Origin of the sequence: Streptomyces tatrensis, from assembly GCF_049310065.1 — a bacterium.
Classification (GTDB): domain Bacteria; phylum Actinomycetota; class Actinomycetes; order Streptomycetales; family Streptomycetaceae; genus Streptomyces.
Genome location: NZ_JBMDLB010000007.1, coordinates 2,037,060 through 2,062,124 on the forward strand (window position 1 = coordinate 2,037,060; position 25,065 = coordinate 2,062,124).

The 25,065-nt window shown below is 67.9% G+C and carries 13 protein-coding genes and 1 pseudogene; 3 read left to right on the forward strand and 11 right to left on the reverse strand.

Going from position 1 to position 25,065, the window contains the following annotated elements; all coding sequences use genetic code 11:
* Window position 1 precedes the first annotated feature (1 nt).
* From ACODT5_RS12675 to ACODT5_RS12695, 5 genes are all read right to left on the reverse strand, one after another.
* The gene (locus ACODT5_RS12675; protein WP_422519264.1) at window positions 2-1,060 is read right to left on the reverse strand and encodes an iron-siderophore ABC transporter substrate-binding protein; all 1,059 of its coding nucleotides are present in this window, start codon (window positions 1,058-1,060) and stop codon (window positions 2-4) included.
* A 106-nt stretch (window positions 1,061-1,166) separates the two neighbouring features.
* Entirely contained in the window at window positions 1,167-2,048 is an 882-nt protein-coding gene (locus ACODT5_RS12680; RefSeq protein ID WP_422519265.1) for an ABC transporter ATP-binding protein, read from the reverse strand.
* Between the two features lie 40 nt (window positions 2,049-2,088).
* Window positions 2,089-3,162 carry a FecCD family ABC transporter permease gene (locus tag ACODT5_RS12685; RefSeq protein WP_422519266.1) on the reverse strand — a complete coding sequence of 358 codons (1,074 nt, stop codon included), beginning with the start codon at window positions 3,160-3,162 and terminating at the stop codon, window positions 2,089-2,091.
* Window positions 3,159-4,235, reverse strand: coding sequence for a FecCD family ABC transporter permease (locus ACODT5_RS12690; protein WP_422519267.1), 1,077 nt, complete (start codon window positions 4,233-4,235; stop codon window positions 3,159-3,161). The genes ACODT5_RS12685 and ACODT5_RS12690 overlap by 4 nt, the downstream gene beginning before the upstream one ends.
* 189 nt (window positions 4,236-4,424) lie before the next feature.
* Complete coding sequence (locus ACODT5_RS12695; protein WP_422519268.1) at window positions 4,425-5,789, reverse strand: lysine N(6)-hydroxylase/L-ornithine N(5)-oxygenase family protein; 1,365 nt, start codon at window positions 5,787-5,789, stop codon at window positions 4,425-4,427.
* 262 nt (window positions 5,790-6,051) lie between these two features.
* Between ACODT5_RS12695 and ACODT5_RS12700 the strand changes: the two genes are divergently transcribed.
* On the forward strand, window positions 6,052-6,999 hold the full coding sequence (locus ACODT5_RS12700; RefSeq protein ID WP_422519269.1) for a methionyl-tRNA formyltransferase: 948 nt from the start codon (window positions 6,052-6,054) through the stop codon (window positions 6,997-6,999).
* Window positions 7,000-7,088: 89 nt separating this feature from the next.
* Here the strand turns inward: ACODT5_RS12700 and ACODT5_RS12705 are convergent, their stop codons facing one another.
* Window positions 7,089-8,822, reverse strand: a complete 1,734-nt coding sequence (locus ACODT5_RS12705; RefSeq protein WP_422519270.1) for an AAA family ATPase — start codon at window positions 8,820-8,822, stop codon at window positions 7,089-7,091.
* A 1,011-nt stretch (window positions 8,823-9,833) separates the two neighbouring features.
* Complete coding sequence (locus ACODT5_RS12710; protein ID WP_422519271.1) at window positions 9,834-12,260, reverse strand: CHAT domain-containing protein; 2,427 nt, start codon at window positions 12,258-12,260, stop codon at window positions 9,834-9,836.
* A gap of 569 nt (window positions 12,261-12,829) precedes the next feature.
* Between ACODT5_RS12710 and ACODT5_RS12715 the strand changes: the two genes are divergently transcribed.
* Window positions 12,830-13,591 (forward strand): DUF6338 family protein, encoded by a 762-nt coding sequence (locus ACODT5_RS12715; protein ID WP_422519272.1) that lies wholly within the window; start codon window positions 12,830-12,832, stop codon window positions 13,589-13,591.
* Between the two features lie 116 nt (window positions 13,592-13,707).
* Window positions 13,708-14,543, forward strand: a pseudogene (locus ACODT5_RS12720) (DNA/RNA helicase domain-containing protein); the annotation flags it as partial.
* 173 nt (window positions 14,544-14,716) lie between these two features.
* Here ACODT5_RS12720 and ACODT5_RS12725 read toward each other — a convergent pair.
* Genes ACODT5_RS12725 through ACODT5_RS12740 form a run of 4 tightly spaced genes read right to left on the reverse strand, consistent with a single transcriptional unit; the run spans window position 14,717 to window position 24,940 of the window.
* Window positions 14,717-16,846 carry a DEAD/DEAH box helicase gene (locus ACODT5_RS12725; RefSeq protein ID WP_422519273.1) on the reverse strand — a complete coding sequence of 710 codons (2,130 nt, stop codon included), beginning with the start codon at window positions 16,844-16,846 and terminating at the stop codon, window positions 14,717-14,719.
* On the reverse strand, window positions 16,843-18,177 hold the full coding sequence (gene brxD, locus ACODT5_RS12730; protein WP_422519274.1) for a BREX system ATP-binding protein BrxD: 1,335 nt from the start codon (window positions 18,175-18,177) through the stop codon (window positions 16,843-16,845). Before brxD ends, ACODT5_RS12725 begins: the two co-directional genes overlap by 4 nt.
* Window positions 18,174-20,969 carry a BREX-2 system phosphatase PglZ gene (gene pglZ, locus ACODT5_RS12735; protein WP_422519275.1) on the reverse strand — a complete coding sequence of 932 codons (2,796 nt, stop codon included), beginning with the start codon at window positions 20,967-20,969 and terminating at the stop codon, window positions 18,174-18,176. Before pglZ ends, brxD begins: the two co-directional genes overlap by 4 nt.
* Entirely contained in the window at window positions 20,969-24,940 is a 3,972-nt protein-coding gene (locus ACODT5_RS12740; RefSeq protein WP_422519276.1) for a BREX-2 system ATPase PglY family protein, read from the reverse strand. The genes pglZ and ACODT5_RS12740 overlap by 1 nt, the downstream gene beginning before the upstream one ends.
* Window positions 24,941-25,065: the final 125 nt, after the last annotated feature.

Genomic DNA, 25,065 nt, shown 5'->3' on the forward strand with positions numbered 1-25,065 from the left:
CCTAGCCGACCGACTTGACGAGCTCGTCGATGGCGAAGGGCAGGGCGGGCAGGGTGGCCTGGGACATGGCCGCGCCGGCCGCGGGGCCCTCGCTGTCGAGCAGGTAGGACACCTTGTTGGCCTTGGTGACCTTCAGGTTGGCGAAGAGGTCGAACTTCTTCAGCGCGTCCGTGTCGGCCTTGTCGTTGACGACGAAGACGCGGTCGACGTCGATGAGGTCCATGCGCTCAGGGGAGAGCGCGAAGGAGAACTTGCCGTCCGAGATCTTGTCGAGCTCGGTCTGGCCCTTGAAGCCCATGCCGGTCAGGAGCTGGCCGCGCACGTCGGTGGTGGTGAAGGGGTTGACCGCGTCCTTGTACCAGGACACCGCGACGGCCGTCTGGGTGGCGAACTCGGGGTGCGCCTTCTTGACCGCGGCGAGCTTGTCCTGGATGCCCTGGACCATCTCCTTGCCCTCGGTCTCCTTGCCGACCGCCTTGGCGATCTGGAGGGCGTTGTCCTGCCACGGAGCGCTGAAGGGCTCCTTCTCGGCCTTGGTGCGGCCGACGGTCGGGGCGATCTTCGACAGCTTGTCGTAGGCGGCCTGGTCGACCTCGGAGTAGACCGCGATGATCAGGTCGGGGCGCAGGGACGCGATCTTCTCGAAGTTGGGGCCGGTGTCACCGTTGTTCATGATGACCTCGGGCTTGGTCTCGCCCCACTTGTCCTTCACCCAGGGCCACTGGGTGTTGATGTCGGGGCTCTGACCGGCCGGGTTCGGGTACTGGTCGGTCATGCCGACCGGCTTGATGCCGAACGCGAGGACGGTCTGGTCGTCGGTGTAGCCGACGGTGACGACCCGCTGCGGGGCCTTCTTGACCTCGGTGGAGCCGAAGAAGTGCTCGACGGTGACGGGGAACGCGCCGGTCGCGGCCGGGGCCTTGGCGGTGTCGTCCTTCTTGTCCTTGTCGGCCGAGTCGGAACCGCACCCAGCGAGGAGGCCTACACCGAGGGCCGCGGCGGACACGGTTGCCGCCAGCTGCCGCCAGGGCTTGTTACGTGTCGTTCGGTCGAGGAGCATGCGGGATCCCTTGCTTTCGTGCTGTCCACTACGGCCCCACTTAGGGCAGGCAAACCGTACCCCGGGGAAGTGAGGTAAGCCTAGCCTAAGTTAGAGGACTGTTGTTTCAGCTGCCCGTACTCTGACTTCCCACACTCTGGACGCCATCACTCAACACATGCGTCCGCCCGATCGGCACGACGAGCGGCCGGTCGCCCACCGGATCGTCAATCACCATGGCACGCAGGCCGAATGCCTCGTGCAGCAACTCGGCGGTCAGCACCTCGCGCGGGTGACCCTGCGCCAGGACCGAACCGGCCTTCATCACAATGAGGTTGTCGCTGTAGCGCGCGGCCAGGTTGAGGTCGTGCAGCACCATCACCACGGTGCATCCCGACTCGTGCAGGTCGTCGACCAGGTCGAGCACGTCGATGGCGTGCGCCAGGTCCAGATAGGTGGTGGGCTCGTCGAGCAGCAGCAGATCGGTGCCCTGAGCGAGGGTCATGGATATCCACACGCGTTGACGCTGGCCCCCGGAGAGGGCGTCGACGGGACGGTCGGCCAGGTCGGCCACCCCCGTCATGGCCAGTGCGCGCTCCACGACGGAGGCGTCGTCCGAGGACCACTGGCGCAGCCAGCTCTGGTGCGGATGCCGGCCCCGGGCGACCAGGTCGGCCACGGTCAGGCCCTCCGGCGCGACCGGCGCCTGGGGCAGCAGGCCGAGCTTCTTCGCCACGTCCCTGGTCCGCATCCGCGCGATGTCCTCGCCGTCCAGGACGACGGATCCGCTGGTCGGCTTGAGCAGTCGCGACAGGGTCCGCAACAGGGTGGACTTGCCGCACCCGTTGGGGCCGATGATCGTGGTCACGACCCCCTGCGGGATCGCCACGTCGAGGGAGTCGATGACGGTCCGGTCGCCGTACCCGACCGTGACGCCCCTGGCCGCCAGCCGCGGGACGGCGTCGGCATCGGCCCCAAACTCGATCTCGGTGATGGACTGAGCGACCACGGCTCCCCCTCTATTTAGGCTTGCCTAACCTTTCTATCACCTAGCGGCGGTTCGCCCGCACCAGGAGGTAGATGAGGAAGGGGCCGCCGATCGCGGCGGTGACCACGCCGACCGGCAGGCTGATCGGCAGTGCGGTACGGGCGACCAGGTCCGAGCCGATCAGCAGCAGCGCCCCGACCACGGCGGACGCCACCAACGGCGGCGTCGGGGACTTCGTCAGACGGAGCGCCACCTGCGGCGCCACCATGGCGACGAACGGGACCGGCCCGGCGGCGCTCACCGCGAAGCCGGCCAGCAGCACCGCGCACAGCAGCAGGACGGCCCGTACCAGCGAGAACCGGACGCCGAGGCCGGCGGCCACGTCGTCGCCGAAGTGCAGCGGCTTGAACTGGAAGGAGACGCAGGCCACGACCACCGCGAGGGCGAGCGTGCCCCACAGGGCCACCCCCACCTCGTCCCACGACCGGTTGTCCAGGGAGCCGACCAGCCACGCCTGGGCCCGCGCCACGTCCCTGATGTCGGCGGTGACCAGCAGCCAGGTCGTGATCGCCTCCATCACGGCGCTCACGGAGAGGCCGATGAGGATGAGCCGGAAGCCGTCGACCCCGCGCCGCCACGCCATGAAGTAGACCAGCAGCCCCGTGGCGAGGCCTCCGGCGAGCGCCGCTCCGGACAGCCCCACGGAGCTGACGACCGCGGCCGTGGCCCCGCCGGACACCGTCACCAGGCACACCGCGACCGCGCTGGCGCCCCCGGTGATCCCGAGGATGTCCGGACTGGCCAGCGGATTGCGGGCGATGGACTGGGTGATCGCCCCGGACATCCCCAGCGCGACGCCGACGACGAGCCCGGCCAGGGCCCTCGGCATGCGCAGATCCATGATCACGAACTGGTCGACCTGCTCGCCCCCGCCGAAGAGGGTGGCCACCACCTGCGACAGGCCGAGGGGGAAGTCCCCCACGGCTATGGACAGGCAGAACATCAGGAAGGCCGCCGCCGCCAGCAGCAGCGTGACCAGCACGATCCTGGGCCGCCAGACGAACGACATGCCCCCGATCCGCACGCCCGGCGCCACCGACGGCTTCTCGGCGGGCTTCACCACTGTCACGTTCATGCGCTCTTGAACTTTCCCCGCCACACCAGGACCGCGAAGAACGGGGCGCCGAGGAGAGCGACGAGGATGCCCGCGTCCAGCTCTCCCGGCCGCACCACGACGCGTCCCACGATGTCGCAGACCAGAAGGACGACCGCGCCGAGCAGACCCGCGTACGGCACCAGCCAGCGGTAGTCGGGGCCGGCCAGGTACCGGGCCACGTGCGCGACCATGAGTCCGAGGAAGGCGATGGGGCCGCACGCCGCCGTGGCCGCGCCCGCCAGCAGCGTGATGGCGATGATGCCGGTGATCCGGATCAGGGTGATGTTCACGCCCAGTCCCCGCGCCACGTCGTCGCCCAGGTTCATCAGGTTGACGGAGGGCAGGGTGGCCAGCGCCAGCACCAGCCCGACCACGATGAAGCCGGTCACCGGCCAGATGACGCCGAAACCGACGCCGGCCACCGACCCGGCGTTCCAGAAGCGCAGGGCGTTCAGCGCCGCCTTGTCCGACAGCGCGACCGCCGTCGTCATCGCCATCAGGAACACCGTGACCCCCTGCCCGGCCAGGGCGAGCGTCAGCGGATTGCCGGCGCCGCGGCCGATGCTCGACAGCCCGAACACCACCACACCGGCGAGCGCGGCGCCCAGGAAGGCGAACCAGACGTACTCGAACGGGTCGGTGAGCCCGAGCAGGGCGATCGCCGACACCACGGCGAACGAGGCGCCGGTGTTCACCCCGAGCAGGCCGGTGTCCGCGATCGGGTTGCGCGTGTACCCCTGGATCAGCGCCCCGCCGACACCCAGGGCGATGCCCGCCACGATCGCGAGGACCGTACGGGGCACCCGTACGGTCTGCATGATGAGCCTGGCTTCGGAGAGCTTCTGGTCGGGGTCGGGGTCCGCGAAGAGCCCGTGCCACGCCTCGGCGGGGCTGAGGGCCCGCGCGCCGACGGCGAGGGACACCACCGCCGCGACCACGAGGAACGCGAGGAGCGCGCCCAGGCCCACGATCCGCCGCCGCCGGACCCGCGCGACGACCTGGGAGGCCGCCGGGCGTTCGACCGTGGCGGCGCCCACGTCGAGGCGGGTCATCCCTTGCGTCCGGTGCGGGCTGCGGACCGCCTCGGCGCCTCGCGCTCGCGGGCGGGCGGGCCGCCGGCGGGGCGGCGAGTACCAGTGGGCACGGACGTTCCTTCTTCGTGGGGCAACTGGTTGCACAGTACTGCCGCGCCTCCGGCGGGAACGCACCGGAGGCACGGCAGTGAGCGGGGTGAGGACCCTCTAGACGGCCGGCTGGCGGGCGCCGGCGGCTCCCCCGGTGACCGGACGGGCCTGGTCGGGCACGGCCTTGAGGTTCCGGTCGAGGATCGAGTCGAGTATCTCGCCGACCCGTACCGCGGTGTTGGACAGCAGGGAGGAGGTGATGCCGTGGGTGTGCTCGGTTCCGCCCTGGAGGTAGATGCCGCAGCTCAGTTCGAGGTCGGTCGCCACCCGGTAGTCGCGCTCGACGCGGACCCGGCCCTGGTCGTCGCGGTGGCAGCGGTCCGCGACCTCGCCGAGCAGCCCCAGGCCGTCGGCCTGCTGGTAGCCCGTGGCGCACACCACGACGTCGGCGTCGAGCACGCTCTCCTCGCCGGTGACGAGGGACTTGATGGTGGCGCGGACCCCGTCAGCCGTCTCCTCCACGCCCGTCAGGCGCGAGACGTTCAGGAAGCGCAGGCGCTCGGTGCCGAGCACCTTCTCCTGGTACGACTGCCGGTACAGGTCGTCGATGAGGTCGATGTCGACCACCGAGTAGTTGGTGTTGCCGTGGTAGCCCATCAGCCGCTGCTTGATGTCCTCCGGGGCGGTGAAGTACTCGTCCACCGCCTGGGGGTCGAAGATGCGGTTGGCGAAGCTGCTGTCGTCCGCCGGGCTGTAGCCGTAGCGGGAGAAGACCGCGCAGACCTCGGCCTGCGGGAAACGGCGGTGCAGGTAGGCCACGTTCTCGGCGGCGCTCTGGCCGGCGCCGACCACGACGAAGCGGGTGGGCTCGCTGCCCTCCAGGCCGTCGATCTTCTTCAGCAGGTCGGTGTTGTGCCAGACGTGCTCGGTCCGCTCGACGCCCTCGGGCATGACCGGGCGCAGGCCCGTGGAGATGACGAGGTTGCGGGCCCGGTGGACGACGACCTCGTCGCCGGAGCGCGCCGTCACGTCGAGGTACTCGATGACGCCGTCCTTGACCACGGGCTCGACGGAGACGACCTGGTGGCCGTACGAGACCATGTCGTCGACCTTGGCCGCGGCCCACTCGAGGTAGTCGTGGAACTCGACCCGGAGCGGGAACAGGTTCTTGTGGTTGACGAAGTCGATCAGCCGGCCCTTCTCCTGCAGGTAGCAGAGGAAGCTGTACTCACTGGTCGGGTTCCGGAGCGTCACCAGGTCCTTCATGAAGGACACTTGCATCGTCGCGTCGTCGATGAGCATGCCGCGGTGCCACCCGAACCGGGGCTGCTGCTCGAAGAAGTGGGCGGTGACCGCCTCTTGCCTTCCGACGCGCACGTTGTGCTCGCTGAGCGCGATCGCCATGGCGACGTTCGACGGCCCGAAGCCGATACCGATCAGGTCGTGGATCAGTGGTGCGTCGCCAGGAAGAGCCTGTGACATGTCACTCCCATTTGGTGCGGGACAGCCGCCTGCCAGGCGTCGTGTCAGGGGTGGGGGAAAGGGGGAGTCCAGGCGCACCGGTGACCGGCAGCCGAGTGGAACTTAGGTAAAGCTAACCTGATCCAGACGGCCTGTCGACCAGACAAACCGGACAACGAACCCACACTCGGGTCAATCAAGCCCAGAATCGGGGCTGTTGCGCTGTTAGGTAAGCCTTGCTTTACTTACCTTTGCTCATTCGCTCTTCTGAGGAGGAACCCCGATGCGGGTCGTCATGTTCGGCTATCAGACCTGGGGCCATCGCACCCTGAAGGCGCTCCTGGACTCCGAGCACGACGTCGTCATGGTCGTGACCCACCCCAAGAGCGAGCACGCCTACGAGAAGATCTGGAGCGACTCGGTCGCCGACCTCGCCGAGGAGCACGGCGTCCCGGTCGTCATCCGCAACCGCCCCGACGACGAGGAGCTGTTCCAGCAGCTCAAGGAAGCCGACGCGGACATCCTCGTCGCGAACAACTGGCGCACCTGGATCCCGCCGCGCATTTACACCCTGCCGCGCCACGGCACCCTGAACATCCACGACTCGCTCCTCCCGAAGTACGCGGGCTTCTCGCCCCTCATCTGGGCCCTCATCAACGGCGAGCCCGAAGTCGGTGTGACGGCCCACATGATGGACGAGGTGCTCGACGCCGGCGACATCGTCATGCAGCGCTCGATCCCCGTCGGCCCGACGGACACGACCACGGACCTGTTCCACAAGACGGTCGACCTGATCGCCCCGGTGACGATCGGCGCCCTCAACCTCATCGCGTCCGGACAGACCGAGTTCACGAAGCAGGACCGCACCCAGGCCACCTTCTTCCACAAGCGGGCCGAGGAGGACATCCGGATCGACTGGTCCTGGCCCGCCGAAACCCTGGAACGCCTGATCCGCGCCCAGTCGGCCCCGTACCCCGCCGCCTTCACCTTCCACAAGGGCAAGCGCCTGGAGATCCTCACGGCCGTCGTCTCCGAGGGCCGCTACGGCGGCACCCCGGGCCGCATCTTCTACCGCGAGGGCGAAGGCGTGGTCATAGTCGCCGGCGCGGACGCCCGTACGGGCCAGAACCACGGCCTGTCCATCACGGCCGTCCGCACGGAGGACGGCACGGAACTCCCGGCGTCGGCCTACTTCAAGTCCATGGGCGGCTACCTCAAGACCCACCCGTAACCCGGTCCCCCAGAACCCCGGCCCGCCCCGGACGGTCCCCGGGCGGGCCGGCCCTCACCGCAGCGCCGAGCACGCCGTCGACACGGCTCTCAGGTCGCACTCATGCCGGTCATACCGTCGCAGAACTCCCGGTATGCCTGCGAGATGTCCGAGAAACGCACCGTGGTGATCTCCTCGCGAGTGAGCGCGCCGACCCCTCCGTGCTGCTCGTACAGCCGCAGGTCCCGTAGTGCCGCGGCCTTGCGGCACAGCTCCCGGGCGAAGCGGCCGTTGCCCAGCTGATCGACGAGCCCGTCGTCGACGGCACGCCGGCAGCAGGCCTCCAGTACGGAGGCCGCATCCTCGTCGAGGACGTCACCCTGGGCGTCCAGCAGGTTGCGGGCGATCTGGACGAGCTCGTCGGCGGAGTACGACGGGAAGTCCACGCGCGTGGTGAACCGGGACGCCAGCCCCGGGTTCGCCGCGAGGAGCTCGGTGATCTCGTCCGGGTAGCCGGCGAGGATGACCACGAGCCGGTCCCGGTCGTCCTCGGCCCGCTTGAGCAGGACCTGGAGCGCCTCGTCCCCGAAGGCGTCGCCGCCGGAGTAGCCGCTGTTGGACAGGGCGTACGCCTCATCGATGAACAGCACGCCATCGAGTGCGGAGTCGATGGCCTTGGTCGTCTTGATGGCCGTCGAACCGAGATGCTGGCCGACCAGGTCGACCCGCTGGACTTCCACGACGTGGCCTTGCTCCAGCAGCCCGAGTCCGGCGAAGACCTTCCCCACCACCCGGGCAACGGTGGTCTTCCCCGTCCCGGGCGGGCCGGTGAACACGAAGTGCTGAGGAGCCGCGGTCGAGGGAAGCCCCTGCTCCTTGCGCACGGCTGCCATGCGCAACTGCGCCGCCAGCGTGCGCAGCTGCCGCTTGATCGCCTCCAGACCCACCATGCCGTCCAGCTCCGCCATCGCTCCGGCCAGGAGGAGCTCCCGCGACCGCGAGCCGTCGGACGGCGCAGACCCGGCCGCGCCGTCCACCGGGGCCGGTGCCTGCGGTTCCGGTGCCCGCGGTTCGGGCGTTGCGGCGGCCCGGACAGTGACGGCCTGGGCGCGGGTGGCTACATCGGCAAGCGTGGGGAAGCAGCGGAAGGCGTACTGGAAGTTCCGCAGCGCTTCCTCCTGTTGCCCGAGTCCCTCATGCGCCAGGCCGCGTACGTAGGCGACTTCGCCCTCGTACCGGCTCTCCCGCCCCAGAGCTCGCGGGAGCTGGGCAAGTGCGTTGAGCGCCTCGTGGAACACGTGCTGTTCGACCAAGGCGCGGGCCACGTAGAGCTGGGACTCGTCGCGAAGGAAGTTGTCGGTGATGTTCCGCGAGAAGTGCAGCACGAGCTGCCAGTCCTGCTTCAGGAAGGCGTACCTCGTGGCGATGAACCGCGTTTCGTCACAGTCGAGCTGAGCCTCCTCCAGCGACACCCAGGCTTCCCCCAGCCTCCGCTCGCGCAGGAGTCCCGCCACGGCGGCGAGCCAGAGGTCACGCGCCGTTTCGAGGCGGAAGGTGACGTACACACCGAGGTCGAAGCGCGATTGCAGCGCCAAATTGCACTTGCTACGCAAAGCGCCGAACGACCGGTGGTGGAGCGACATCGCATCAAGTGCCTCGGCCTGCCGCTGCCCTGCCGCATGCAGGCCGAGCCAGGCATCAGCGGCCGCAGGGTCGTACCCGATGGCCTGCTCGAAACGGCTCGCCGCCCAGTCCGGCCGCCCCTGCCGCAGGAATCCGACCCCTTCCGCCCAGGCCCGCTCACTCCGCCTGGCGGCCCCCCACGGCGCGGACACTCCAGACATCGCTTCCCCCCACCCTCGACGGGCTGCCGGCTCCGGTCGCCCACTGGAGCGCGATTATTGCACCTGCCAAGGATGCGCCGATCACTCACTCCGAGCCCGCTCCCGCCCAGGCTTCGCACGCCTCGATCCGCGCCTTGACCTGCGGATCATCAGCCAGCGCCGTCCAGACGGGCTCCCGTGAGAGCGACCCCTTGCAGATTCGCATCCTGCAGGTCTACGTCGTGGCGCCGGGGAGACGGGACCCGCGCAAGTCCGTCACCGAATGAACCTGACGCACCGGCCGGCGCCCGAGGACTGTCAGAGCCGCGCTCACGTCGGGAGCGAGAGCGACGCTCGGCGCCGCCGAGCCGTTCGTGGAGGTTCCCGGACCCGAGCAGCTTGATCGCCGCGACGGCACGGACGTGAACAGACCGTTTCTGAGGTCAAGTTGAGCTACATCGTGCGCCACCGAAGCGTGAGGTGCGTAGCGAATCCGTCCACGCCGCACCTCACACGAACCTCACTACCCTGCAGGTCAGGCGTCCTTCGCCACTCGCTCCAGGATCGCCACGCACTCCACGTGGTGCGTCATCGAAATAAGGTCTAGCCAAAACAGGTTAAAGAAAGCCGCAGGTCAGAGGCCTTGGATGCGCAAATTGGACAGGCTGCCGGTGTGCGTTACGTGCAAAGTGGGCGGTGTGGGTAGCGTGCTGACGCTGGTTGGCACCTCCGGCCCGACCGGAATGGCCCCCACCAGCCGGAAAGCGGGACACCCACGGGCCGGGCACCCCAGGCCCAACGGGCACGACGTCGGTACCGGGACCGTCAGTGCCGGCCAGCCTGCTGGCGGCGGCATACCTGCCGCCTTGAGAACGGGCTGAGTCGACATCGGCGCACGCCTGACCAACTCGGCGACTTGGCCCATCCTCATCACCTATGACTCGGCATTCGAGGAAGAGGGTCGTGAACTCATCTCCCACAGCCTGCACGCCGAGTGAATGTGTGTCGAATGATTGATGACCACACATGCATTCATACCGCACCGGTGATTTTGAAGGTGGCCCAGAAGAGCGGGTTCTCGGCTGCCTGCCGGTCGAGGTCGATGCGCCAGTGGGAATGTAGGCTGCTCAGAAGTGACTGCGCAGTAGCCACCGATTCCTGTCGCGGGGGCGTACGCCACTCATGTCCACGGAGGTAACGGACCGTGTCACGGAACGCCGTGCCAGCGTCCGCGCCAGCGCCGATAAGAGCGTGCAGAATGGCGGAGAAGACCATACTCAGGAGATCAGTGATCTCCCACAGCGTGGCAATGACTGCTCTCGCTCCTCGCGCGAGAAACGCCGCCTCAAGTGTCCTCAAGGTCTGCACGGTCCGCGCAATACTTTCGTGAGCCCCAGTCCTGCAGGCGTTCAGGATAACTAGGTCGGCACGCGAGAAGTCGCCCTCGGCAAGGATCATACTCGTGGTGAGCGTGGCCTCCCCCAGCGACCTTCCCTGCAACATCAGCCCGGCGGACCATCGGTCGGGATGCGTCAAACCATGGGATGCCACGTGGATGATGCGAGCCCCGGACATGGACCGCAGCGCCTGTGCTGGATGCGCTTCCTCTTCTGCGAGAACTTCCGCGCCACCGTAAAGAGAGGAGACCAGGTGAGCTTCGAAAATCGGTCCGCCGATAGGGTCGATCCCCTCGATACATGCCCCGCTGTGCGCCACCACCAATACCTCGGCTGCCGCTATGCGTCGCCTAGGCCTTTCAAGGGCCGACGCGAGACGCAAAGTGGGTGCATATGAGATCTGGTCGAAGGCGTCATTGAGGGTCGCTGCGTGCCCGATGTCCAGCGGGACCGCATGAAGGGGCAATAGTTCCATCGGGGATGTGGGGCTGAGAATCAATCGATTGAGCCCCTGCCGAGAGGCCAACTCGGAAAGAGAAGTAGCCATCCCCATGCATGAACCAAGAAGTTGATTTAGGGAGTCCCCCCACCACCCCGCTTGCTGGTTCTGCCCCCATTCGCCTACTGCTTCACTCAGAGGATTAAGTATGATTTCCTCGCATGAAATAAGGTCGAAGCATGGCCGGTCCGCACTGCCCCAACGCGCCGCTATCTGGAGCCTTCCGAACCGGTTAATCAGGTGCACGAAGACCGTTCCAGCATCGAACCAGTGCCGGTCCTGACTGTGCCGCGACCCCTCCTGTCCGTGTGGCCAGTTCGAAGTCGCACGGAGGAGTTCGAGGGCGCGCCCTCGCGTCTCGACGGCTTCCCGGACGTCCGCCTCGGCCTCGGACACGTCCTTTCCGTCGAGGATCAGCGCAGAGCGCCGAGCTCGCGCGCGCGCCAGATCTCTGGTAGCTCCCACGAAGTCCTGATGCTCGACGATTCCGGGAATCACTGAGATTTCGTCACGAATTTCTTCACCCTTGGCATTCTCGCAGCTCCGGAAAGCGATCTCCGCCGATTGATCGAGCCCTTCGAGCGCAATGCGCTGCCCTATTCCTGCCACCTCATCACCGACGAGATGACGAAGGGCCTCTATCCCCTTGGACCTCATCCGGGCGCACAGTTCCTCTGGAATCGGGAACCAACTACTACCGATGGACGTGGGTTCACCGTCACCCACGAGGCGAACGACGGCGAGACGGGTGTATCCGACGGAAGCAAGGTGAAGCAGCTCCCAGGCATGTTCAACCCAGGACAAGGAATAAGTGTACGGGGCCCGGATCGCGGGGCCCTGATCGCCCGGAGGGGAGGGGAATTTCAGCCACAGCCTCACGCCGTCAGCAGTTTCCTCCACCCCAACCCCGAACTCCGCACCCTGCTCCCTGAGCTCCTGCACGGCACGGAGGTGCGCATCGCTATCGACCGTAGCCATCCAAACGGGGTGGGGTCCTACGCGTACATGGAAGAAGCGCGTCCCGCAGGTGACGATCTCCTCCACCATCCACTCTGGCACGGAACCCATCAGTTCATCAGGAGCCGAGTCCCACAACAGGTCGTCATCCGCAAATAACCGGGGCTGATGAATCCTCTGCCCCGCCAGAAGGCACTGCTCACCGTACAGCTCGTCTCCTGTGGGAGCTTCCATCAACGCCAACTCGTATGCCGTCAGACTAAGTACAAATTCTTGCATCTGGGCATCCCAAGCATTGAGATCATGAAGGAGTCCCTCTTTCACCTCGGGCGGAGCATTGCGCCCGTACTGATGCACAGCATGCTCGAGATCGTTTCGATGACACCAGCGCCGAACGGCTGCTGCAAGGTCGGGCCTGTCGACCAACGCCGGGCGCTCATCAAGGATTTCCTCTCCCAAGCTGGCCTTAATGGCCCCCTTCGAGACGAAGTGCTGCATAAGACTCGCTGCCACGCCTGTGGTCGATTCGAACAGGAGGTCTTCGGGGAGGCGCAAGAATGGGTCGGCGCGATTCTTGATCGCAATGTCGAGGAAGTCATCGGGCATCCGCCACAAGGTCGTCAATTCTTGACGGACCAACTCCGGAGGCCGACGTAGCAGCCGACGTCCAGTCCACAACTCGACCAGAAGTACACCAAGTCCGCGCACGTCCCACCAGCGCTCCCATGGTGCCCCGTTCCGGCGGACTGTGCGCAGCACGGGCAGAACCAGGCCACTGGCCACCGACTGCACAGGTACATCGGAAGCGACGAAGCCCGCGGACCGGAGGTGCCGGCTGATGGTCTGGGGGGAACTGCCCCTAATATCCTCTGTAGCGATACTCCCCAGCATTGTTGCGAGCGTGAGCTGATCGCTCGCAACCCAGGGGGCCAGCATCTCCATCCGGCGCGTTTGGGGGTTGATGCCACGACAGACCCGGGCTGCAAGACTGTCGGTCCACGTATCACGTATCCGGTTCATGTCATTTCGCATCAGCGTCTGCATCCCTCCCACATGGACAGGCGCGTGTCACAGCAATGCCGTGCATCGCCCTCAACTCCAGTAGAGACTAAGGGAGATCAGGTTTCTTGGTGCGAAGACTCTGCGCATGCCTTGTCCCGGGAGGACTCACGTCGATGCCACAAGTTCCCACAACCGTCGTCCAGGTCGCAGTCATTCTTCTCCTGGTGCTCCCTGGCGTCGTCTACCAGTTCGTCCATGAACGTGCCCACGGCTTGGTTCCCGGCCACAGGGATCTCGGCGAGCGTGTACTCCGTGCGGTGACGGCCGGCATCGTGCTCGACACGTCATATGTCCTCCTCGTCGGCCCTTGGCTCATACGGCTCCTGCGTGATCAGCGTCGCGGTTGGCTGAGCGGAGCGGCCGACCATCCACGCACCGTGGCGCTGGCCGCGATGCTCCTCCTCATCGCGCTGCCGGCTGGGGCCGCGTGGCTTGTCTCACGGCTGCGCCTACGGGGAAGCCATTCATCCTACGAACGGACCCCCACGGCTTGGGACAGTGCATTCCGCCGGCGAGGCCACTGCCTGGTCCGCGTACGGCTGAAGAGTGGGGCTTGGGTGGGCGGCTGGTACGGCGAGGGATCCTATGCCTCGAGTTACCCGGAGGCCCCCGATCTGTATCTGCAGAGCGCGTGGGCCGTGTCACGGACGGGTTGGCTCGAACGCCCCCTGGAACACACCGGCGGGATCTACATTCGCATGGACGAAGTAGAGTTCCTCGACTTTGTCGAAGTTCCTCCCCCCGCTGACTACGGAGATACAACCGGTGAACGACGCCCGACCGCAGTTCGACCCGAACGGGAAGAGGGGCTACAAGCCCGTCGGCCAGAGGCCCGAGCCGACGCAGGCTCCCCCCGCACCCCCTCCGATTCCTGAACCTGAGACGGGTACCTCCGAGAGCACCTAACTCGTCGCATCCAGTCAAGCGGGTGGTCCAGCTTCGGCGGTCGAAGGCTGCTGCCGCCAGCTCTGGGGACGTGAGAGGGGCGCCTCACCGGCTCCGGAAGAGCTCCGCCAACCCGCTACACCAAGGCCGCCTTGCGCACCGGCCGACCTCAGGTGGCTGAACTGATCGACGCCGCCCGGGTCCCCGTGTTCCCGCTCGACCAGCACCAGGTGGTGCGCCCCGGCGAGATGGGGACGGTGGAGGAGATTCGGGAGGCGCCGCGCTAAACAGCCAGTTCCGCTGCGGCGGAAGCGACGCCTACCTCCACTGGGTGGTCGACCTGCTGGGTCTCGAAGGGAACGCGCCCACCTTGTGGGAGCCGGACGACAAGGTACGTCTGCTTACGGCCGACAGTCCGCAGGAGCTGGAGGATTTCCTGTCCACGCAACGGGCCCAGGGCTACGAGGTCCGAATCTCGGCGGGCTATTTCGGGAGGTGGACGACCAAGATCACTTCGAGCATGGCCTCGCTGCCGGCGGACGTCATCGTCGGCGACTGGGCGAGGCCTTGGAACCGTACGGAGACCGTTCCCTGCTCGGCGTACCTCCGGCACCGCTCTGGGCCACCGACCCTGCGGGCTTGGGGCAGGTTGGCTGCGTCTACACCGCGCAGGGCTTCGAATACGACTGGTCCGGCGTGATCATGGGCCCGGAGCTCGTCTGGCGGACCGACCGCAAGGTGGTGGACCGCACGGCGTCCAAGGACCCTTCCTTCACCAAGGCCACCCCCGACGAGGACGTCGACCGCCTCGTCCGCAACACCTACAAGGTGCTACTGACCCGGGGCATGGTCGGAACAATCATCTACTCGGCTGACCCGGAAACCCGCGAGAAGCTCCGCTCACTGGTCACCCCTGCCGCAGAGGTTCGGACCTCCGAGTGAGCCTGGCGGAACAGCGCACGTGCCGGCCGTTCGCCATGCCCTGACGAGGCGGACGCGACGAGCTACGCCCCGGATCTGCTCACCAGGCTGGCTCGATCTTACGGCTGCCCCTTGGCTCTCTTTCGTGCTGAGCCACAGGGCAGCCCATCATCCCTCGCACCGATCACTGCCGCTCAGAAAGCAATGAATCGCACAGGCTCGCCAAGCACGACTGCAGCCTGCTCCAGGTTCGCCAGGCGGGCCGAAAGCGTTGCTTCCGCCAGTCTTGGCGGCAAGGCCTCGGCAAACTTGAGCCCCCGTACAGCGCGCTCGTCCACCGCAGGAAGACAGAGCCTGCCAGCCGCCCCCGCGGTCCGCGCCTTCCAGACGACCGGGCTGACGTCCTCACGCAACCGGATCCAGTGGTCGTTGATGCGCTGTCCCGGCACCGTCAATCCATCGAGCGTCGCCGCCAGCGTCGCGTTGGCCCGGTGCCCGGCCCATGTCCACCAGCGCATACGGCCATCCGCATCTCGGATGATGAGGGTGCCGCCTGGATGCACTCGTTCCAGGAAGTGGTCACGCGCCTGACTCAGGGACGACGTCGCCCTGGGCGTCAGCTTCACAGGCGGGTCGGTGCCCAAGAGCACTGCGCGCATGGCGCGCGACACCTCGAAGGACGTCCCGCTTCCGAACCCTGAGCCGCTCCACTTCGCCTTCCCCCCACCATCCACGGGCTCCACGAAACAGCGCTTGCGCTTCCAGTCGATGTAGGTGACGAGCCAGCTCCGGCCACCCAGCAGCAGTCGTCGGGGCCCGTCGACCCGCTCCGTCAGCAGGCTGGGATCAGTCCGGCCGATCTCCGACCTGCCGTACAGCACGGTGAACTGCGGAGGCGCGGTGAACACCGCGGTGAGGTTCATGAAATGGCGTTGGCCGAAGCGCCGTTCGGCTTCGGGCCCGATGAACAGCATGCCGCCGTCGCGGTCGAGGTATCCCTCATCGACCAGATGACGCACGATCGGTTCGGCCCCGCCCCCGAAGGGGCCGAGGCCTCCCCACCACTCGTGCCATAGGTTCTCACCGACCCTGTGCTCTTGAAGGCAGAGCGCCAGCAGCTGCTGCGCGACGATGTGTCGCGGTTCCGGCGGCGCGGTCACCGGCTCCACCCAGCCTCGCGACCACTGGAGCAGCAGTCCCGCCGCCTCCAGCAGACCGGGCTCGTCCAAGGCCAGGAACAGGCAGTTGCGGGAGGTTCCCGACCTCCGCCCGGTCCGGCCCAGCCGCTGCAGGAAGGACGCGACCGTGGACGGGGCATCGATCTGGATCACCCTGTCGAGGTCCCCCACGTCGATGCCGAGTTCGAGCGTGCTGGTTGAGACGATGACGCAGTCGCGTGCGTCCGCGAACGCCGCCTCCGCCCGCCTACGTTCGTCGAGTGACAGGGAGGCGTGGGAGAGGAAAGTGGTGATGCCCTTCGCCCGAAGCTTCTCGCCGAGTTCCTCGACGAAGCGCCTCGACTCGCAGAACACCAGGCGCTTCTCTCCCTTGTGCAATGCGGCAATGACCGTGGCCGCATTGTCGAGGGAGCCCACGTAGTCGAGTTGAACGTCGCCAGGGGGCAAGGGCGCAGCGGCTCCGCCTGCCGACTGTGCCGACTCCCTCAGGTACGGGGCCAGAACTCTGGCCGGGCGCTTCCCCACGCCTGAGCCCTGGAGCCAGGCCAGCAGCTGCTCCGGATTGCCCACCGTCGCCGAGAGCCCCACCCTTTGTAGCGGTCGGCCCACGACCCGCTGCATCCGCTCCAGTACGGACAGGAGGTGCCAGCCACGGTCGTCGCCGGCGAAGGCATGTACCTCATCGACTACCACGGCCCTCAGCCCGGAGAAGAAGGCTGCGTGGTCGACGTTCACACTGACCAGCATGGCCTCCAACGATTCCGGCGTCGTGAGCAGCACGTCAGGACGGGCCGCCAGGATCCGTTTCCGTGCACCGGCGGTGGTGTCACCGTGCCACAGGGCTGCGCTCCGCCCGAGCCAGGACGCGTAGGTCTCCAGGCGTGGAAGAAGGTTGTTGAGCAGTGCCTTGAGCGGGCAGACGTAGAGGATCGAGGTGCCGGTCCAGCGGTTCTTCGCCATCCTGGACAGCAGCGGAAAGCAGGCGGCTTCCGTCTTGCCACCTGCGGTGGGGGCGAGGAGGACCGCATCGTCACCCGCGATCAGCGGGGAAATCGCCTCCTGCTGGAGGGGCCGCAGACCACTCCAGCCGAGCGTGTTGACGATGTGGTGGGCCAGGACGGGTTCCAGCTCGTCGAAGGAGCTCATGGCAGTTCCAAGTGGACGTCGCCCGCGTCTCCCGCTGCCGCGTTGCGTTCGGTCTCGGTGAGCTCGGACGCCTTCAAGGTGAGTGCGTAATGCTCCCGTGGGTCGAAATCGACGAAATCATCCACGCGGTCAAGCACATCGGCGACCAGCTTGCGCAGAAAGACGCGAGGCGCCACACCGACCTTGCCGCCGAGGCCTCCGGTGACAGCCGCGGCCAGCTCGTCCACGTACGCGTCGTCCACCCGATCCACGACGCGCTCCGGGTGACGGGCCTCGTCCCGGTAGAGCCCCCGTACCCTGCGGCCCAGCTCGCCAAGGTGCGGCAGGTCGAAGCCGGGGAGCCGAAGCTGGACCGCACGAGGTGAGTCGAAGCGGGAGTCGGTGGTGAAGTCGGTAGACAGCCGCTGGGCGAGCGGGGCCAGCCGCTGCGCGCCCTGCTGCCCGTCGTAAAAGGCGGGCGTGCCGGTGATGACGAGGAACAGTCCCGGGAAGCGTCCTGCGTCGATCTCGTCGAGCAGCTGCCGCAGGGCGTTGAGCCCCTTCTCTCGTACGTCGCCCCGCACCCGCTGGAGGGTTTCGATCTCGTCGAGGACGAGGAGTAGCCCGGGATGCCCGCAGTCCCGCAGCACGGTGAGCAATCCCTGAAGGAATCCGAGCGCGGCGAAGTGGTCGAGATCCCCGCGAACGCCCGCCGCCTTACGGGCGGAGGCAGCCACGGATTTCTGCCCGCCGAGCCAGGCGATCAGTGCTTCGGCGGTCGCGCCGTCGCCGGCTGCGACAGCTCTGCGGTAGCCGCGAAGAGCTGCGGCGAAGGCAGGCGTGGTCCGGGCGACATCGGCCAACCGCCGCTCCATGAGCGTGTCGACGGCAGCGCCGAGCGCCACCTCATCGTCCTCGTCGACCTCGCCCGCGTCGAGAACTTCCTCTTCAAGGGTGTAGAACCACGAGTCGACCACCGCCCGCAGCGCACTCGGCTGGTGTGTCGCCGTGGTCAGCCTTTCCGTCAGCCTGCGGTAGACGGTCTCCAGCCGGTGCAACGGCGTCTCCGTCTCGGAGATCTGCACCTCGGCTACGGCCAGTCCCGCCCGCTTGGCCCGTTCGGCAAGCCACCGGGCGAAGAAGGTCTTGCCCGATCCGTAGTCGCCGCGGATGGCGTGAAAGGCCGCGCCGCCACGCGCCACGGTCGCAAGGTCGTCGTCGAGCGCCTCCTCGAAGCGCCCGAGGCCGACGGCGAGCAGGTCGAGACCGGCCTGGGGTACGGTTCCGCGCCGGAGCGCGTCGATCACCTCGCGCCGGCGGACCGTGCTCCCCACGGCCGGGAGGGCGGTCACTCGGCATCCCGTTCGGCCGGGAGGAACTGCGCACGCAGCAGTGTCTCGTCGAGTTTCACCGTGTGTCCCCCGTCGATGAAGCCGAGGACGGGATATCCCTCGACATTCAACAGTCGCTGGACGGTGGCGACGAAGCCCTCGATATTGCGCCGCACCCGGCCGGTTGCCGAGATCGCCGCGGCCAGAGCGGACGGCGACATGGTGCCGCCGGCCCCGACCAGCTCGTTGATGACCGCAGTCACGACCGCAGTTTCCGGCGCCTTGCGGACGTACGCCTTCTGCGCCTCGTAGACCTCGCTCGCTACCACGCGGTCACCGAGGCTGTCCCGCGAAGCGGCAGGCTGCGCGGGACCGGGCTTCTCGCCTGTCACAACGTCGGCGTCGGTGGAGTGTTCCTCGGACTGCTTCCGTGGCTTGGCCGACTTGGTCTTCGGCTTCGTCCCCGTTTCCGCCGGAGCCGCAGTGTGGAGCTCCCCTTCCGCAGATGCTGCGGACGGCGTACGCCACCACGAAGGTGCCGCCTGTTCCCTGGGCAGCAGGTCCCAGTCATCCGGCACCTCGCCCACCGAGGGTACGAGGACCAGCACCGGCACGGTGACTTCCGCGAGGGCCGCACCGCCGTGGTAGCCGGCCCGGCGACCGGAGTACCGGATGTTCTCGCGCCAGGGCACGATGATCGATCCGTTGCCGGCCAGGACGCGGGGGCCCTGCAGGCACACCTCGCCCACTCCAGCGTCCGTGCCGATCCGCCAGCGCGCGGACTCGACTGCCCCTGCCACTTCAGCCGCGGCCCTCCCCGGTTCGCGATCCAGTACATGACCGTGGTCGGAGACCAGCACCACGGGCCGACCGTAGCTACGGGCCGCGGCCAGCAATTCGCGCAGGTATGTGACGTCATGCAGGGACCAGGCAGTGCGTTGGCCCTGCTGGCCCGAGTCAAGAGCATCGTCGATGGTGTTGAGGACGACTCCGACAACGGCGTCCGAGGCGAGGGCGAGCAGCAGTTCCGGGGCGAGGAAGTGGCCTGCCTCCCCGCCGATGGACGCCTTGTGGAACAACCGGGCGTCTTTTCGCTTCTTGCGCCAGAACGCCTTGAAGCCTGCCTCTTCAGCCGACTGACCGCCGGAGGCGGCCGCTCCGGTCAGCAGAGAGGCCCGGCTCGTCTGGGTCACCGAGGGGAATGCCGACACGGCGGCAAGCCGTCGCGGCCGTTCACCCGGCGCGGGGCGCGGCACCACCTCGCGCCAACCCTCGCGTTCCACGTCCTCGCCGAGCTGGGCGGCGACCGCGCTGCTCATCCCGTCGAGCACGATCAGCAGAGGGGGCGCTCCTGCCGCCAGCGGACGCGCGACGGTCTCCATGACCCTCTCGACAACCAGGCAGTCACCGGGCTGCTGCGCGGTGGCATGGGGAGCCCAGTCGGCCAGGTGCCGGGCGAAGGCTTCGTCCAGTGCTTCGCGGCGGGCCCGGCCGTCCTCGTACAGCGCCCTCAGGTGCCGTGCCGCCTCCGGATCGCCCCCGGGGTCGCCGGCCCACAGCACCGTCAGCGCCCGGTCCACCCACCCCCAGTCGGCAGCATGCTCGGCCACGCCACCGGCCACGCCCGCGACGGTGGGGTCGGGCAGGCGCAGCCAGCGGGCAAGGCGGACGGCCATCTGGGCCACCCGCACCCGGTCAGGGTAGAGAGCGACCAGCGCGTGCCCGGTCAGCTCGGCCAGTTCGGCTTCGCCGCCGTCCGGTGCCTGCTGGGCCGCCTCGATCGTCGCGCTCAGGTGCGCCGCGAAGCCGGCGGGAAGGAAGCGGCTGGTGGCCAGGGCGGCTGTCAGTCCCGCGTCGCGAGCCAGTTCGTCAGCACGGTCGAGGATGGCGAACACGCGTTGTCTGGCACTATCGTTGCCGCGTACCTCCGCGATCCAGCGGAGCATGGATCCTTCCACCGCGTCCGTGAAAGCGGTCAGTTCGGCACGACGCGGCCGCGTCTGTCCGAAGAGGCCGCCAACGGCAAGGACGGTGTCGGGACTGACTGCTGGATCACGCAAGGTCGCGCCGAGCAGCCCGAGTGCCATGGCATCCGGACCGCGGCCTGTCTCGGCCAGCGCGAGCAGGACGGGTACGGCCGGACCCGCGATCTCACCCAGCCACTTCTTCAGCTCCGAGCGCTCGGTCTCGCCCAGGTCGGAGAAACGCTGAGGCCCTGCGCCCGTACGGGACCAGGCCAGCATCGAGTCGGGGTCGAGTGCGGTCTCTCTGCCAGGGGCCGTGACGCCTTCGCGGTGCAGTCCGAGACGTTCGACGACGAGTGCGCGTACCGCCGTGTCCCGGGTGAGGACCCCAGCTGTCCGCGGCCAGCCGCGGTCCGCGGGTTCGGCATCGACGAGTGCGTCCAGCAGCCAGTCCTCGCGGTACATCCGCATGTCGAGCCCGGCAGCGCCGAAGCGCTGAAGGACGATCTCGGCCTTGTTCACCGTGAGCGTGCGCCTGCGGACGGCGTGGCCGCGCAGGTCCCAGCCCAGCTGTGCGTCGTCGACTCCCGTGGTGAGGACGAGCAGGCTGCCGGATGCCTCCTGCGCACGGTGCTCGCGCCATGCGTCGAGCAGCCCGAGCACGGACGACTCGTCGCGGACCCTGACCCTGCGCGGCTGCCCTGCCACGGTGGCCGTGAACTCGGCTGCTGCGCCCTTCGCGTACGTGCCGTGGACCAGCACCAGGGAGCGGTCGCGGAGTGCGGACGCGTTCCGTTCCAGCAGCGCTTCGACGGTGCGCCGTCCGACCTGTGGCAGGGATGGGGCCATCAGCGCTGGGTCTCCTCGGTGTCGGACCCGGCGGACCCGGCCTCGACGACCCGCCAGGAAATCTGGACCTGGGCACCGGGGTGGTCTGCGAGATAGGTCCGCAGATCAGCGCTGAGGTCCGCGACGGTGGCGGCGAGGCTGGCTTCCAGCCGAGTCGGCTCGACCAGGTAGCTGGCCCCGGTGAGGTGCTCAGCTGCTTTCTGCGTGCCGACGGGCTGTACGGGTTCGGCGATCGGTACGTCCGTTTGCTGGGCGGCCCCGCTCTGCTGCTCCAGCGCAGGCACGGACGGGTTTCCATGAACAGTGAGCCGGACGTCCTGCGCGGTCGGCCCCGCCTGGTTTTGCTGCATGGTGGCGTGCAGCTGGGGCGCGGCCGGCTGCGCCGCCTGCGCGAGGCGGGTGGCCTCCCGCATGAGGAGCATGGCCGAGCTCTGGATGCCACCGAGGACCGGCGCCAACGGCTCGTCCACGGTCTCGTGGCGGCTGGCCGTCTGCTGAACATTGGCCATCAGGGCGCGGGCCCGGTCGCCGACGGAGTCGTCACGGGTCGCCAGCTCGTGCACCGTGTCGAGCAGCGGCGGCCATTCCCCATCGGCAAGGGCGTCCCGGACTGCGGGCGCCTGCTTGAGGGCGGCTCCGATCTCCTCGTCGGCCACCGTGTACGTGGCTCGCGCGAGGTCCTGGAGCACGAGGGTCGGGTCGCTGCCAGGGCGCGCCACGCGCGCAATCAGGTCGGCGGCCGCCTTCAGGGACTGCATGCGGGGCGCCTCTGCACCGCCCGGGCCTGCCAGGCCGAGCCGGCCGGCCTGGCGCTGCAGCAGATCGCGGGCTTCTGCCACAGCCTTGCTGTGCCCTTCTGCGACCTCGCGGATCTGGGCGGCGAGCTGGGCGACGTTCCGGGCGAAGAGGACCGGCGGCACCTGCTTGCCGAAGATGACGGCGGCCCGCCGCAGCGCCGTGTCGAAGGTCTCCTCGTCCGGCAGCACGACCGCGCGCAGCCCGTAGCCCGCACCGATCTTGTCGAGGTCGGGCGCCTTGGGGAGGGTGGAGGTCTGGTAGATCCAGGTGCGGTCGTCGAGCAGGGCGTAGGTGGCGATGAGCAGGTTGGCGACGTGCCGGTCGAGCCCCTCGTAGCCCATGTCCTCGATCCAGCCGCGGATGGTCTCCACGGCAAGGTCGTCGCTGGGGTCCTGGGTCTCCGCGGCGCGCTTGTTGATGCGCAGCCGCCAGTCGTTGCTGACGTTGAGCGGCCCGTCGTGGACCTCGCCGAGGCGAAGCCCGTGGACGATCTTGCGGACCCTCTTGATGTGGTGGCTGTCGACCACCACGCGGCGCGAGCCGTCCGCCATCGCCCGGGTGATCCACTCAAGGGTGATTTTCAGGTCGCCGAGGGTGATGGCCTCGCGCTTGCCCAGCGGGTCGAACTCGGGGTGCTTGGGGTAACGCGCCGCGTACATCTCGTCTGCGAGCACGAAGAGGTTCTGCTCGAAGCCGACCGCCGGCTCCGGCTTGGTCCGCTCGAAGCCCCGCTGGAGCGCGACCAGGTGCTGCCCCTCGTGCACCTGGGCGCCGACGACTCCCGGCTCGGCCTTGTTGATCCCGTACAGCTGGAGGAGCGCCTCGGTGAGGCGTTCGGTGAGGCTGTCCCGGGACGCCTTGAGCTGGTTGCGGATCTGGATGCGCTCCTCGGCGGGCCGGGTGGCCGTGTGGTCCTCCAGTCGGTCCCGTTCCAGCAGATAGTTGATCTTCAGGAGGCGGCCGAGCTGCCGGCCCGTCTGCTCGGAGAAGAAGTCCGGCACCCAGACGAGAACGGGCTCGTTGCGTCCCGCTCGCAGAAGCTTGTCGACGCGGTCGAGGTCGTCGTTCGGCCCGTGCTCGCCGTCATCGAAGGGGTAGTCGAAGATGAAGCGGATGTGGGCCCTCTGCTCGGGGCTGAACTCCTCGTCCGGCAAGTGCCGGTCGCGCACGTTGCCGAAGACGAACTCCACCGTCCGCTTGGTACCGCGCCAGACGACATCGCGCTCGCAGACGAACGCCTGGGTGTCCTGGATGCCGAGTGCCCGCCACAGCTGATCCTTGATCCACTGGCGTCGGTAGCCAAGCTGGTCGGCGACTCCCTGTACCTCTTCGAGGAGCGGTTCCACGTCCAGGTCGGACAGGTGGAGGTGGAAGACGGGATCGCCGCTGTCGCCTTCACTGCGCAGCTCGCCGTCGTAGTCGACCTGCAGGTCCCTCAGTCGCTTGACCGCGACTGATCCGGCGTCACCCACGCGGGTGCGGATCTCACCGTGGTTGAGGGCCGCGAGCCGCCCGCCGGTGAGCCGGGTCAGCGCCGGAACGTGGGGTGCGAGGGCGGCCAGCAGCAGCGTCTTGACGAGCCGGTCGTCGGTCTTGAAACGCTTGTCGTCCTTCGACTTGTACTTCTCCAGCAGGGTGTCGCGCACACGCTGGTGAAAGCGGTGCGCGATCTCCGACTCGCGGCGCAGCTTCGGCGTGAAGGCCGCGCCGGTGCGGTCCGCGATGACGTCGTAGAGGTCGCCGAGCGGGATCAGCTCGCCCAGTTTGAGGTCCTCGCGGCGCCGGCGCAGGAGTTCCTGGACGAGCTTCAGGCCGGTGCGCTCGCGCTGAAGGGCGCCCGACAGGTCGACGAGTACGTTGAGCAGGGCCGGCGAGAGCGGGTAGAGCTCACGGAAGTCGTCCCAGGTCGCCTCGGTGCGACCCTGGGCGTCGAGCAGAACCTGGCGCACCTCGTCATTGGACGACTCGACGATCTTGAAGGCGTCGTCGCGTACGGACTCCATGCCCGGCTTGGGCGCGAGTACGCGGTGCTTGATGATCTCGACGAGGTTGCTGTCCTCCAGGTCGACCACGTCGAATCGCTCGGCGAGGTACTCGATCTGCTGCTCGAGGTTCTCGACGTCGGCGCCCGCGACATCGGTGCCGATGAGCTGGGACAGGTCACGCTGGCGGGAGATGAACGACACGATCGGCACCGGGCGTCCGCTGTCCCCGGACTCGATCAGCTTGACCAGCTGCTGCACCTGGCTCCGGACGAAGTCATGCCGGCCCATGTTCGCCTGGAGCCACAGCACCAGCTCGTCCAGGAAGAGGACCACGCCGGTGTAGCCGAGCGACTGCGCATGCTCGGAGATGATCTTGAGGCCGTTCTCCAGGGGCACGAAGGCCCCCGCCTCACCGCGGACCCCCTGTGCGTACGAGGACATGGGCCCGGCCAACAGCGCGGAGACCAGCTTCATCCGGTCGGGGTCGTCCACGGCCGTGGCTCTGAGCGCCCGGTCGAAGTCCGAGCCGGTCCAGCCGCCGCCCGCGGGGGCCGCTCCGTCCCCGGCGTCGAAGGCGGGAATGTCGTCGGGATCCGCCTCCGCCGGTGCCGCGTCGGTGGCGCCGAGCGCAGCGGCACCCTTCCCGAGCCACTGGAGGAACTTCGCGTCGTCACCCAGGAATTCCCGCTGGGTCTGGGCATCGGCGAGCAGCGCGTCGGCCCGGTAGACCGGCGGCAGCGACTCGTCGGGGTGCAGCTCGCGCACCGTGTGCACGTACCCGCCCAGCAGCGCCGAATCGAGGTCGGTGGAGCCAACCAGGTGGTACGGGACCATCAAGAACTTGCTGCGGTCCAGCCAGTCCCTGTGGGGTGCGACAACCTCCATCAGGCGCGGCTTGGTCTTGACCGCCTCGTGGTTGTTGAGCACCGCGTGCAGCACGGACAGGAAGTGGCTCTTACCCGCACCGAAGGAGCCGTGCAGGTATGCGGCGTGCGAATTGCCCGTCCGGACCGCGTTCGAGACGATGCTCAGGGCATGCCGGAAGGCACCCTGGAGCTGCTCGGTGACGACGTACTCGCTGACCCGGGCGTCGGTCTCGCTGAATCCCTGGGAGAGCTCGATCTTGAAGTCGCCGGCGTGGACGTCTTCCTTGATGTCGATGACATCCTTCAGAAAGAGCTCGCTCATGGGCATCAGGCGATCAGTCCCTCGGTCGGTGGCTGCACGGTCGGATGGCGTGCGCCGTTCGGCGCACCTCAATCTTGCCAGGTCGTCGGCGCCCTGAACCCGGCCCCGGCAAGATCCACGCCATC